At 63.5% G+C, this 13,172-nt stretch carries 8 protein-coding genes; all 8 read left to right on the forward strand.

The genetic code is table 11. The features are described 5' to 3' along the window. Positions 1 to 98: 98 nt before the first annotated feature. The 8 genes from ACO05L_RS14770 (at position 99) to ACO05L_RS14805 (ending at position 13,102) form a co-directional block, all read left to right on the forward strand. A complete protein-coding gene (locus ACO05L_RS14770; protein ID WP_421729924.1) occupies positions 99 to 1,364 on the forward strand; it encodes a type III PLP-dependent enzyme in 1,266 nt (421 codons plus the stop codon). Positions 1,365 to 1,367: 3 nt separating this feature from the next. Further along, positions 1,368 to 1,682: a cupin gene (locus ACO05L_RS14775; RefSeq protein ID WP_421729925.1), complete on the forward strand. Its 315-nt coding sequence runs from the start codon at positions 1,368 to 1,370 to the stop codon at positions 1,680 to 1,682. Between the two features lie 113 nt (positions 1,683 to 1,795). Next, positions 1,796 to 2,848, forward strand: coding sequence for a 1,9-bis(guanidino)-5-aza-nonane synthase (locus ACO05L_RS14780; RefSeq protein ID WP_421729926.1), 1,053 nt, complete (start codon positions 1,796 to 1,798; stop codon positions 2,846 to 2,848). Between the two features lie 280 nt (positions 2,849 to 3,128). Continuing rightward, positions 3,129 to 4,424: a tyrosine-type recombinase/integrase gene (locus ACO05L_RS14785; protein ID WP_421729927.1), complete on the forward strand. Its 1,296-nt coding sequence runs from the start codon at positions 3,129 to 3,131 to the stop codon at positions 4,422 to 4,424. A 471-nt stretch (positions 4,425 to 4,895) separates the two neighbouring features. Then, entirely contained in the window at positions 4,896 to 9,656 is a 4,761-nt protein-coding gene (locus ACO05L_RS14790; RefSeq protein ID WP_421729928.1) for a DUF3320 domain-containing protein, read from the forward strand. Beyond that, a complete protein-coding gene (locus tag ACO05L_RS14795) occupies positions 9,653 to 10,402 on the forward strand; it encodes a TerB family tellurite resistance protein (RefSeq protein ID WP_421729929.1) in 750 nt (249 codons plus the stop codon). The genes ACO05L_RS14790 and ACO05L_RS14795 overlap by 4 nt, the downstream gene beginning before the upstream one ends. A gap of 40 nt (positions 10,403 to 10,442) precedes the next feature. After that, on the forward strand, positions 10,443 to 10,643 hold the full coding sequence (locus ACO05L_RS14800; RefSeq protein WP_421729930.1) for a hypothetical protein: 201 nt from the start codon (positions 10,443 to 10,445) through the stop codon (positions 10,641 to 10,643). Beyond that, complete coding sequence (locus tag ACO05L_RS14805) at positions 10,640 to 13,102, forward strand: ATP-binding protein (RefSeq protein ID WP_421729931.1); 2,463 nt, start codon at positions 10,640 to 10,642, stop codon at positions 13,100 to 13,102. The genes ACO05L_RS14800 and ACO05L_RS14805 overlap by 4 nt, the downstream gene beginning before the upstream one ends. The last annotated feature ends 70 nt before the right edge of the window (positions 13,103 to 13,172 follow it).

A 13,172-nucleotide genomic window follows, 5' to 3' on the forward strand; every position in this document is an offset into this window, starting at 1 on the left:
GCGTGACCCTAAATGCGCTGCTTCCGGCGGACCCCGTAGGTCTAACGTTGCGCTGCTAACGCCGGTCTGGGTTTAACAATTACAGGGGTTTACGTGAATTGCGCACGTATCATTTCCCCCTGGACCTGGTCCGCGAGCGGTCCCCTGAACGTCCTGTCGCACTCGTGCGGCCGGCGGCAGTATCCGTAGCGGCGCGCTGGTTCCAGGACAATCTAAAGGCTGATGTCTTCTACGCTGTGAAGGCGAACCCTTCACGCTGGGTCATCGAAACTCTCGTCGCCTCGGGCGTGAACGGCTTCGACGTCGCGTCTCTGGCCGAGATCGAGCTGGTGCGTTCGGTGTCCGCCGACGCGCGCCTGGCCTTCATGCATCCGGTCAAGAGCCGGAATGCGATCACCCGCGCCTACTTCGACCATGGCGTGCGGACCTTCTCGCTCGACTGCGAAGACGAGTTGCAGAAGATCCTCGACGCCACGGGCGGGGCTCAGGATCTGAACCTGATCGTGCGCATGGCCGTCTCGGCCGAGGGCGCGGCCTATACCCTGTCGGGCAAGTTCGGCGTCTCGCCGGACCAGGCTCCGGCCCTGTTGCTGGCCACGCGCCAGGCGGTGGTCGACGGCCTGATGGGCGTCAGCTTCCACGTCGGTTCGCAATGCATGCGTCCGACCGCCTACCAGGCCGCCATGGCCCAGGTCGGGCGTTCGATCAGCCGTGCCGGCGTGATCGTGGATATCGTCGATGTCGGCGGCGGCTTCCCCTCGGTCTATCCGGGCATGGTCCCGCCGGACATGAGCGAATACGCCGACGCCATCCATCGCGGCTTCAACGAGATGCCCGTTTCGGAAACGACCGAGCTGTGGTGCGAGCCCGGCCGTGCGCTGGTCGCCGAGTCGTCCTCGGTCCTGTGCAAGGTCGAGCTGCGCAAGGGCGACGCCCTGTATCTGAACGACGGCTCCTATGGCTCGCTGTTCGACGCGACCCACTCGCGCTGGCCCTTCCCGACCAAGCTGGTCCGCGACGCGGAAAGCTCGGGCGATATGAAGCCGTTCCAGTTCTACGGCCCGACCTGCGATTCCATCGACCACATGCCCGGTCCGTTCTGGCTGCCGGCCGACATCCGTGAAGGCGACTTCATCGAGATCGGCATGCTGGGCGCTTACGGCGTGGCCATGTCGACGGGCTTTAACGGCTATGGCGAGCACGATCTCGCTGCGGTCGAGGACGCCCCGATGGCCTCGCTGTACGGACTGGCCCCGCGCTCCATCCCCACCGTGCGCACCACGGCGGAAGAGGCCGCACGCAAGGTGGTTCGTCTGTCGCGTCCCAAGGGCAAGGCCGGCCAACGCAAGAAGGCTCGCCGCTAGCCCATGAAGTTCATCGGCGGCCTGACCACGTTTCGCGCGGACCGGGCCTGGGGAGCGTTGGATGTCGGCAAGGTCGACGGCGCCACCGTTCGCCTGCACTGGACCGATCAGCCCTATCGCTGGCACGTCAACGACGGGCCTGAGACCTTCATCGTCCTGACGGGGGCGGTGGACATGCACTGGCGCAAGGACGGGGTCGAAATGATCGAACGCCTCAACGCCGGCGACGCCTGTTTCGCCGAGGCCGGGGACGCCCACGTCGCCCATCCGGTGGGCGAGGCGCGCATTCTGGTTGTCGAGCGCGAAGGCAGCGAATAAGCGGGCATCCTCCGGGGCTGCTCGGTCGCTGAAAGCCTGTCCGCGGGTCGGTCGCTCCGTCCCGGTTCGCGGTCTCTTCACGACGGGCGCTCAATCCAAGGGATATCCGTGAAATGAACGCTCCCGCCCCCTCCAACACCAAGGCCCAGCTGCTCCAGAACGTGGTCGAGCATATCGACATCACGTCCTTCGACGCGCGTCCGATCATCGACTCCATGCGCAAGATGTCGTTCTCGAGCCGCGACACGGCCCGCGCCGCCGACATCTTTTCCATGGCCATCGAGGACGCGGAGTGCTCGCCCTGGCTGGTCCTGGCCGGCTCGACCTCGGCCGGCGGCTGCATGGACGTTTACCGCGACATGGTGAAGTTCGGCATGATCGACGCCGTGGTCGCCACGGGCGCCTCGATCGTCGACATGGATTTCTTCGAGGCCCTGGGCTTCAAACACTATCAGGCGGCCGGCGAGGTGGACGACAACGTCCTGCGCGAAAACTACATCGACCGGATCTACGACACCTATATCGACGAGGAAGAGCTCCAGAACTGCGATCACACCATCCTGGAGATCTGCAATCGGCTGGAGCCGCGCGCCTATTCCAGCCGCGAGTTCATCTGGGAAATGGGCAAGTGGCTGAGCGAGGGCAACGCCAAGAAGCCCGGCTCTCTGATCCAGACCGCCTATGAAGAAGGCGTGCCGATTTTCTGCCCGGCGTTCGTGGATTCTTCGGCGGGCTTTGGTCTGGTCAAGCACCAGAAGGAGCGGATCGCGGCCAAGCAGCCCTACCTGATGATCGACGCGGTCGCCGACTTCCGCGAGCTGACCGACATCAAGATCGCGGCGGGCGTCACCGGCCTGTTCATGGTCGGCGGCGGCGTACCCAAGAATTTCGCCCAGGACACGGTGGTCTGCGCCGAGATCCTCGGCGTCGAGGCCGAGATGCACCGCTATGCGGTCCAAATCACGGTCGCCGACGTGCGCGACGGGGCCTGCTCTTCCTCGACGCTGAAAGAAGCCGCGTCATGGGGTAAGGTCCAGACGACGCACGAACAGATGGTCTTCGCCGAGGCCACGACCGTGGTGCCCCTGATCGCCTCGGACGCCTGGCACCGCGCAGGCTGGAAGACCCGCGACAAGCGCCGCTGGGCCAAGCTGTTCGGTAAGTAGGATGAAAGAGCCCTTCTCCCCTTGCGGGAGAAGGTACTGCTGTTCTGGCAAATACTAGGGCGTATCAAAAAGACACGAAACTTCAATGGCTTTAGCCATTTCGGCACAGATTTCAGCGCTTTAGCGCTGGGTTGCCGTGCAGACCAATTGGGACAGCCTGGGGTCAATTATGACCACCCGGGCTGGCTTGAGCGGTGGTTCCAGACTTGCGCCGCCTCTGTGGTTTTTAACCATGAGAAGGCCAACGATGATGTCTGACAGTTCAACGAAGAAAGTCAGGTTGACGAATAAATTCGTCGACTCCCTGCTGAAGCTGCCCGCTGAAAAGCGCTCCCGCCGCTACTGGGACGCTGAATATTCCCCATTGTTCTTGCAGTTCAGCGCCACCGGCTCGCCCAGCTACGTGATGCGGTACACGAAGGCCAACGGCAACGATGGGGACTTCGCCATAGGCTCGGCTGATTACCTGTCTGCTGACGCGGCGCGCGGGGCCTGTAAGGAGCATATGTCGGCTTGGTTGCTGAACGGAGTCGATCCCGTCGAGGCGCGCCGCGCCAGCCGGGCGGCTGCCAAGGCGGAGAAGGTCGACACCACCTTCAAAGGTGTCGCAGACGCATACCTCGCCCGGAAGCTGAAGGTGCGTGAAGCGAAGGGCAAAACTCGCAAGCTTGCCGAAGTCGATCTGCTTCAGCGCCTCATCTACCCGCTGATCGGCTCCATCGATGTAGACAAGATCAATCAGTCGATGATCGAGGAGGCTCTGGAGGACATCGAGTTAGGTGTTATTCGGCGCGGCCATGCCGCCGCCGACGATGGACGCACAACCTCCGTGGGCTGCCATAAGGCGATCAAGCGCGTGTACAAGTACGCCCTCGCGAAAGAGTTGACGACACGCAACCCTGCCGCCTTCAAGTGTGCAGAGGACACGCCGGTCAAGCGTCGTGGTCGGATGGACGATCCCCGCTTTCGCTTGATGTGGGATCAATTGGTCGAGGGGGTTTATCGAAGCCCTCACTCGGTCGCTCCGCTCGCGCTCCTGATCTATATCACCACAATACAGCGGCCCGTTGACATCGCTCGGGCCCGTCGATCCGAAATCAACCTGACCACCCGGACCTGGCGCCCGACCGACACGAAAACTGGCACCGACTATTTCGTCCCTCTCTCGGACCTGGCGTGCAAACTGATTTCGATCGCCATGGCTCGATCGGATAGCGAATGGCTTTTCCCGAAGCAGAGGCGCGGCGCTGACGGGCATATGCTGGAAACTTCCATGGGCAACTACTGGTTCGTTCTGCGCAAGCGGTTGCTCGAAGAGAAGGTGCTCGAAGACGATGACATCAACGTCTACGACTGCCGTCGATATGGTCGGACCCAGATCGTCCACAAACTGGGCTACAGCCGCGATGTGGCCGAACTCGTGATCAACCACCATCAGAAGTCCGGCATGGACACCTTGTACGACGTCCACGACTACGAACCGGACATTCGCCGTGCTCAGGAAGCATGGAGTGCCGAGGTGGTCCGGATTTGCCAAGTCGACGTGCCAGCGCTCTTCACCGACCTTGATCGCTAGGTAATCCAGCTGCTGTCCAGCGTGGAGGGATTGAGGGATTAAGCAGTGCCGAGGCGGTCCGCTAGCTAACGGACCGCCTCGGGACAGCGTCAGGCCTCCTCGGAAAGCGATGGCTGGCTCAAGGGGCCCAGACGGCGGGCTGGATCTTCGGTGCCGCTCCCCACCGCGCCCCCTCCGGTGCGTGTCTACGTTCCGATGCGGTGCGGCGCGAACTGCGGAGTGTCGATCGAACTGTCTCGCGGTCGGTAGGTGGTCTTGTAGAGTGTCAACAAAGCTGGAGGTGGGTGTCCAATCTGAACCGCTTACGTGCACACTTTCTGTCAGCGCCAATCACACAGGCGGCATATAAAATGAGCGGTGTTGGCATCCGGTATTGGATAGTGCGCTGTGTTGACGCGGTGAATGTCGGACTCGCGTAGTGCTCGGGAATAACGGTAAGGTTTGTTCGCTACAACTCTTGGGGGCATGGGCATGGCTGACGGCGTGGATGGCGTCTCGATTCGCGACCGACTGCTCAAGGAGCGCAACGCCCTTCTTGACCTTTCCACCCGCAACCGCCTGCTGAACACGCCTCTTCGGACGAAGAACAACCGAGCCATCGAAATCGTCGATGAAAAGGCTGTCGAGGTCTTCAGGCTCCTGACCTCGAACAAGGCGCTCAGCTTCGTCCCGGGCGTCCAGTTGAGCGAGGCCGACCGCGCCGAACTCGAACCAGACGACGACATCACCGGCGGCATTCCCCAGCCGGGTGATGACGCTGTTGATCAGCGAGGTGTGGCGTCCAGACATGCCGACACCCGACTACAGACACGCCTGACGTCCGAGGGCCTCCAGAAGCGGCTCTTCGACGTCTGGTACGACGCCCAGACCTTGGAGCAGGAACAGGGGGTCAACATCCTTTATCTGGCGATCGGCCTGCTGCGCTGGTTCGACAGCGACACGTCTGACGTTGCGCGGCATGCCCCGCTGGTTCTGCTGCCCGTGAAGCTGGAACGCACCAGTGCCGCCGACAAGTTCAAGCTGCGCTGGCGCGACGAACCGCCATCGCCGAACCTGACGCTGCAAGCCAAGATGAAGGCCGAGTTCGCGCTGACCATCGAGGACTTCAAGGACGAGGACGAGGTCGATCTGGCGGGCTATTGCGCCCGGGTCGCCGAAACCATCTCCAACAACAAGCGGTGGGAGGTGCTGCCCGACTCCATGGTGCTGGGGTTCTTCTCCTTCTCGAAGTTCCTGATGTATCGGGACCTCGATCCCGACAACTGGCCCAAGGAAGCGGGCATCGACACGCGCGAGATGATCGGGGCCCTGTTGCGCGACGGCTTTCCAGAAAGCGATCCTCTCGTCGGCGAGCATGACGCCATCGATGACGTCATTCGGCCAATCGAACTCCATCACGTCGTCGACGCTGACAGTTCCCAGACGGTCGTCATCGCGGAGGCCGCCGGCGGGCGGTCGCTGGTGGTCAAGGGGCCGCCCGGCACCGGCAAGTCCCAGACGATCACCAACATCATCGCCGCCGCCGTCGCGCGCGGAAAGAAGGTCCTGTTCGTCGCCGAAAAGATGGCGGCGCTGGATGTCGTCCACCGGCGTCTGCGTCAGGTCGGACTCGGCCCCCTGACGCTGGAACTGCACTCGAACAAGGTTAACAAGCGAACGGTTCTGGAAGAACTGAAGCGCACCCGTGACGCCCAGCACCGGCCGACGCGCGGCGACCTGAGCGTCATCGAAAAGCTGGGTGAGACCAGCGGCTTTCTCAATACCTTCGCCAAACGCCTGCATGAGCCGCTGAAGCCCAGCGGCCTGACGCCGCAAGCGATCCTGGGCCTTCTGGCGCGATCGCAGGAATCGACCGCCCCCTCGGGGTACCTGCTTCCCGACGCCGATCAATGGGACCGCGAAGCCGTTGCTACGCGACGTTCCGTGATCGTCGATGTCGCCGAGCGATCGAGGGCGCTGGGGCCTGTGCCGGTCAACGTGTGGCGCGGCGTCCGCCGTGACGCTCTTGATCCGGTCGAGCGTCAGGCGCTGGGTGACCGTATCCAGGCATTGGCCGCCGCGAAGGCCGACGCCGAGCGGCACGCGCGCGTGGCAACGGACGCGCTCGGCGCCGCCTCGCCAAAGACCGGCGCCGAATTGCACCGATCGCTGGCCTTCCTGTCGTTGACGCCGCTTCCGACCGGCCTCGACCGGTCCGCACTGACCTCGGCAGCGTGGAGTGATCTCGACGACCTTCAACGCCTGATCGAAGCCGGTCGCGGCTATGTTGATGCTTGGACAGGCGCCGAAGCGGCCTTCAACGCAGCGGGCCGGACCGCCGACTATGGACCAGTTCGCGCGGCGATCGTGACCAAGGGGTCGAACGTGTTTCGATTCCTGGATGGCGACTATCGCGCCCAGATCGCACTGCTTCGTTCATATGTGATGGACCCGCTACCGAAGACGCCGCCGGAACGTGTGGCCCTGGTCGACAGGATGATCACCGCCCAGGCCGCCAAGGCCGCCTTCGTCGCCGCCGAACCTGCCGGCTCCGCATTCGGGGCATCCTGGAAAAGCGAACGATCCGACTGGGATCAACTTGAAGCCATCCTCGCCTGGCGCCGCTCCCACGGCGACTTGCCGCCGACCGTCTGGTCACGCCTGTCCGAGACCGGCGACACGGCGCTGATCGAGAACGCGCGGTCCGGTCTCGCCAAGGCCTTGCCGGATTTCGAAGCACGGCTCGACGCCGTGGTCGCTGAACTCGATCTCGACCTGAAGCGAGCCTTCGGCGTCTCCGCTGTGCCGGCGATCCCGCTTGATGCTCTCGACGCCCGTCTGGAAGAATGGCTCGCCGACCTGGAGGGCCTCAGCCGCTTCATCGCATTCGCCTCGCGGGCCAGGGCCCTGTCGGAACTGGGCGCGGGAGCCTTGGTTGATGGCCTTCATGAAGGCAGCTTGGATCACAAGACGCTCGGCCCCGCTTTCGAGCGTGCCTACGCCGAGGTTCTGCGCGTCACCCTGTTCACGGCGTGGCCAGAATTGCGGGCCTTCGACGGCGACGGCCACAACAACCAGGTCGCCCTGTTTCGGCAACTCGACAAGGCCCGCATCGGTCTGGCCCAGGAGCAGATCGTCGCGGCTCATGCGGACGGTCGCCCGCGTGGAGCCAGCGGCATTGGACCGCTCGGCATTCTGAACGCCGAAATGGCCAAGAAGCGGAGCCATCTGCCTATCCGCGTCCTTCTCGAAAAGGCCGGGCCGGCGATCCAGCAATTGAAGCCAGTCTTCATGATGAGCCCGCTGTCCGTCGCCCAATTCCTGAAACCCGGGGGCACGCAGTTCGACCTTCTGGTCATGGACGAAGCCAGCCAGATCGAGCCGGTGGACTCGCTGGGCGCCATCGCCCGCGTCAACCAGATTGTTGTCGTCGGCGACGAGCGTCAGCTACCGCCAACTGCCTTCTTCAAGAAGCTGACCGGCGAAGACGACCCTGAAGAGACCGACGACGGCATCACCATTCAGGCCAAGGACGCCGAGAGCATTCTCGAACTCTGCCTGGCGAAGGGTCTGCCCCACCGCATGCTGAGTTGGCACTACCGCTCGAAGCACCAGTCGTTGATCGCGGTCTCGAACCGGGAGTTCTACGAGAACAAGCTGTTCATCGTGCCCAGTCCCTACGACGCCGTCGCCGGCATGGGTTTGAAGTTCAACCTGATGAAGGACACCGCCTACGACCGGGGCGGCACGCGAACCAACCCCAAGGAAGCCAAGGCGATCGCAGAGGCTGTGATCCATCACGCCCGGACCAGCCCCGATCAGACCCTGGGTGTCGCGACGTTCTCGGTGGCGCAGCGTCAGGCGGTTCTGAAGGAACTGGAACTGCTGCGCCGAGCCCATCCCGACGTCGAAGACTTCTTCAGCGCGGCTTCGAACGAGCCGTTCTTCGTCAAGAACCTGGAGAACATCCAGGGCGACGAGCGCGACGTCATCTTCATTTCGGTTGGCTACGGCAAGACCGAGACGGGGTATCTCGCCCACGCCTTCGGCCCCCTCAGCGGTGAAGGCGGCGAGCGGCGGCTGAACGTTCTGATTTCGCGAGCCAAGCTGCGGTGCGAAGTCTTCTGCAACTTCACGGGCGCCGACATCGATCTCGAACGGTCCAGGGCCAGAGGCGTCACCGCCTTGAAGCTGTTCCTGACCTTCGCCGAGACCGGCAATTTCGGCTTGGGCGAAGTCACCGGCGAGGATTTCGACAGCGAGTTCGAAATCCAAGTCTGCGAGCGGCTCCAGGCCTTGGGCTACGACGTGAAGCGCCAGATCGGCGCCTCGGGCTTCCGCGTCGATCTGGCTATCTCCGACCCCGCCAAGCCCGGCCGGTTCACCCTCGGCATCGAGTGCGACGGCGCACAGTTCCATTCGTCACGGTCCGCCCGGGACCGCGACAGGCTTCGACAGCAGGTGCTGGAAGCCCATGGCTGGATCATACATCGGGTCTGGAGCGCCGATTGGTATCTTCGCCCGCAGGCCGAATTGAAGAAGATTGAGGACGCCGTCGCGGCGGCCAGAGCGGAGTGGGCCGCGCGCGACGAGGACGGCTACAAGCCCGCCCGGGCCGTGCCGGTGTCGTTCGAGGCCGAACGGGTCGGCGACGACCTCGATGTCGTTACGGCCGTGATGGAAGCCGGCTCCGCCTTTGCGTCTGACGGCAACCGCTATGTGGAAGCGGACTTCCCGGTCAACCGGTCCGTCGAACCTCACCTGACGCCCATGGCCCAGATGGCGGCCTACGTCGTGAAGGTCGTCGAGGCCGAGGGGCCGGTCCATCTGGACGAGATCACCGCCCGCATTCGCATCCTTTGGGGTCTCGGTCGCGCGGGCTCGCGAATTCGCGCGGCTGTGGAGCGGGCGGCCAAGGCGGCGGCGCAGCATGGCCTGATCGTTGGTGGCCCATTCTATTCGACGCCGGAGCAGGCGGTGGTCACCAGGGACCGCTCCCTGGTCGGGTCGCTGACTCTCCGAAAGCCAGAGGCGCTGCCGCCCGACGAGATCGATCACACGCTGCTGACCATCGTCGACGCCAACTTCGGGGCCGGTCGTGATGACCTCTTGCAGGCGGCATCACGCGCGTTCGGCTTCGCCGCGACCAGCGCACAGCTACGCGAGGTTCTCCATGCGGGGATCGGTCGTTTGGAGGCGAGCGGGGCCGTAACGGCCAAAGGCGACCTGATCGTGCGAAAGGCTGCGGCATGAGCTGGCTGGGGTTGGATCACTTTGTGGCCGTGAAGGCCGCGCTCGGCGCGCAGGCCGCCGCAGCGCGGTTCTTGGATGTGGGCGGGAAGACGTCTACTGCCCAAGCCGAGGACAGCGTCGAGATGGCGGACGCGGACGACGCGGCGGATACAGCGCCGATCGTCTTTCACCTGGTCTATGAGGACACAGCCGGCAACGTGTCGCAGCGGATCGTCACCGTCCGGAAGGTCGAGACGGGTCGCTCGGGTCCGATGCTGCTGTGTTTCTGTCACCTTCGACAGCGTGCGCGTCGGTTCTCCCTGGACCGGGTTGTAGAGGTGTTCGACGTTTCGACCGGAGAGGTTTACCGCGATCCGGTCGCCTTCTTCCTCAACCATCCGCTGCTGATGGTCGCCGAGAGCCACGAGGACAGGGCCTTCCGCCTGTGCTCCGATGATCTGACGATTTTGACCGTTGTCGGCGCTGCCGACGGTAGGTTTGACCCCGATGAACAGGACCAGCTTCTGGTTCACGTGTTCGACCGCTACGAAGACGGTGCCTTGGATGAGACCCTGTTGCGGGGACGCCTCTCTCTTCTGACGCCCGATCACGCTAGCTTCTTCCGGTCGCTGTCACGCGTAAGATCGGAAGACGGCCGTCTCCTTAGGCGTTCGCTGCGGCGCATCGTGGACGCGGATGGTCAGCTTGACCCCGCTGAACTTGCTTTCGTCGAGACTATTGAAGGCCATCTCGTCAAAGCAGGCTAGCCGGCACGTTCTTAAGAGTTGTTCGAAAGGTGGGTGACCCATGGATCAACAGGACGGCGCTGACGCCGAATCTCCAGTGTTGCCGACCGTGACCTCCTCCGTTCTCGGGTCCTTCTTCGACGCTTTGGCCAAGGAAGACGATCTCGCTGACTTGGCCGCCGACCTGAGGAAACTGGTTCTGGACGACGGTGTGTTCGCCGAACCAGCGATCCGAACCGTGATGTTTCCGGACGCCTCATGATCAAGATCGACGCCATCACGATCCACGAGTTTCGGGGAATCCGAGACCTCGAGTTGAAGCCGAACGGAACCAATTTCGCGGCCTGCGGACCCAATGGGACCGGCAAGAGCGGCATCGTCGACGCCATTGAGTTCGGCCTGACGGGCAAGATTTCGCGCCTGTCAGGAAAGGGCACCGGCGACCTGTCCGTCGCCAAGCATGGTCCCCACGTCGACTTTCGGGACAAGCCCGGCGAAGCCTGGGTCGAACTGACCGTCTCGATACCAAGCCTCGGGGGTAAGAAGGCCGTCATCCGCCGGACGGTGAAGGGGGTGAACGCGCCAACAGTAACGCCAGCCGACGCCGACGTGCTGGCGGCCTTGGAGACGGCGAAGCGTCACCCCGAGTTCGTTCTCTCCCGGCGCGAACTGATCCGCTACGTAATTTCAGAGCCGGGCGACCGGGCCACTGAAGTCCAGGCGCTTTTGCGACTGAGTGATGTGGGCAAACTCCGGGGCGTGCTCCAGAAGATCGACAATGCCTGCCGCAACGCGTTGGCGCCGCTGGAGCGCGCCGAGACCGAGGCGACCAAACAACTGACAACGGCGCTGGGCGTCACGCAGTTGACGAAGGCGGCCGTACTGGAGGTTGTGAATCCGCATCGCCAAGCGCTTGGACTGGCGCCCTTCACCGATCTGACACCGGCGACGCCCCTGACCGACGGTCTCGCCACCACTGGTTCTGGCGCTACGTCGCAACCGTTGCCAAAGGCCCAAGCGGCCAGCGACCTCACCGCCGCCAAGGCGGCCTTGGCGGCATTGGCCGTCGATCCGTTCGTCGCAACGGCGGCCGGGCTGATCCCCAGGCTAGAAGCGCTGGCGGCCGATCCGGCCGCCGCAGCCGGCGTCAAGCGCGAAGCGCTGCTGAGGAACGCCCTCGACCTCTATGATGGCGAGCAGTGCCCGACGTGCGACACGCCATATGGGCCCGACGCGTTCGTCTCGCATCTGAAGGAGAAGCTGGCGCATCTGAAGGATGTCGCCGACCAGCGGGCGACCCTGACCAAGGATATGGAGCCTCTCCTGACCGCCATCCATGCAGCCGGGACTAGCCTCGCAACCATCATCCCCTATGGCGCGCAGTTGCAGCCGCCCGTGGACAGCAAACCTTTGGCCGATTTTAAGCAGGTCTTGGTGGGGCGCTACCAGCAACTGCAGGCGCTCGTGCCGCTTGAGGACACAAGAGCCGTCCTCGCCGTCACCTATGAGGTGGCGACTCTGACGCCGACACTCGACGCGCTGGGCGACGCCATCAACGCCTTGCCTGAGCCGACGGCCCAAGACGCCGCGCGTCAGTTCCTCACCATCGCCGAGGAACGGCTGATCCAGCTTCGGGCCGCGCGCCAGGCCCATGCGGTGGGCAAGGAAAAGTCGACGAAGGCGGCTCGGGTCCACGCCGTCTTCAACGCGGAGACGACCAAGGCGCTGGAGGCGATTTACACCCAGGTCCAGGACCGGTTCTCCGAATTCTACCGCGAACTCAACAAGGACGACGAAAGCGCCTTCACGGCCAAGCTGATCCCGTCCTTGGGCAAACTGGGCTTCGATGTCGACTTCTATGGGCGCGGCCAGTTCCCGCCCGGTGCCTATCACAGCGAAGGCCATCAGGACGGAATGGGTCTGTGCCTCTATCTGGCGCTGATGAGCCATCTGCTGGGCGACGGCTTCACGATCGCCGTTCTCGACGATGTGCTGATGTCGGTGGACAAGGGGCATCGACGGGAGGTCTGCGCCCTTCTGAAGGCCAGCTTCCCGAAAACCCAGTTCATCTTCACGACCCACGACGACGTCTGGCTCCGGCACATGCGGTCGGAAGGCATCATCACCGATAAGAATGTCGCCCATTTCAAGACTTGGAGCGTGGACACCGGGCCGACCGAATGGACGCACGACACCGTCTGGGACGAGATCGACGCGCAACTGGCGGACAACAATGTGTCCGGCGCGTCCGGCACGCTTCGTCGCTACCTCGAATATTTCGCCGGCGAGGCCAGCCACCGTCTGCGGGGCAGGGTCGAATACCGTGGCGACGGGCAGTTCATGCTGGGGGATCTGCTACCAGGCGCCCTATCCGCCATGGGCGAAGGTTTGAAAAAGGCCAAGGCCGCAGCCAATTCATGGAGCCAGAAAGACATCATCGACACAGTCGTGCAGCGCGAAGCCGTATTCGCTGCCGCCCATCAGTCGGCCAATGCCGACCAGTGGCAGCTTAATGCCGCCGTCCACTACAACCCTTGGGCTGACCTCTCTAAGGCGGACTTCATGCCGGTTGCGGCCGCCTATAAGGCCTTGGTTGAGCAATACTCCTGCCCGGTATGCAAGGGGATGTTTCACGTCACACCATCCCGAGGGGCAAAAGAAGCGCTGAGGTGCGGCTGCGGCGATACCAATTTAAATCTGACGAGCAAGCCCAGCACTTAGCATCGGGATACGCCGACACATTCGCGTAGCCGCGCCTCAGGAGGCTATTTCCCGGCGCCAGTTGGGAGCA

This window comes from Brevundimonas sp. (genome assembly GCF_965227765.1).
Classification (GTDB): domain Bacteria; phylum Pseudomonadota; class Alphaproteobacteria; order Caulobacterales; family Caulobacteraceae; genus Brevundimonas.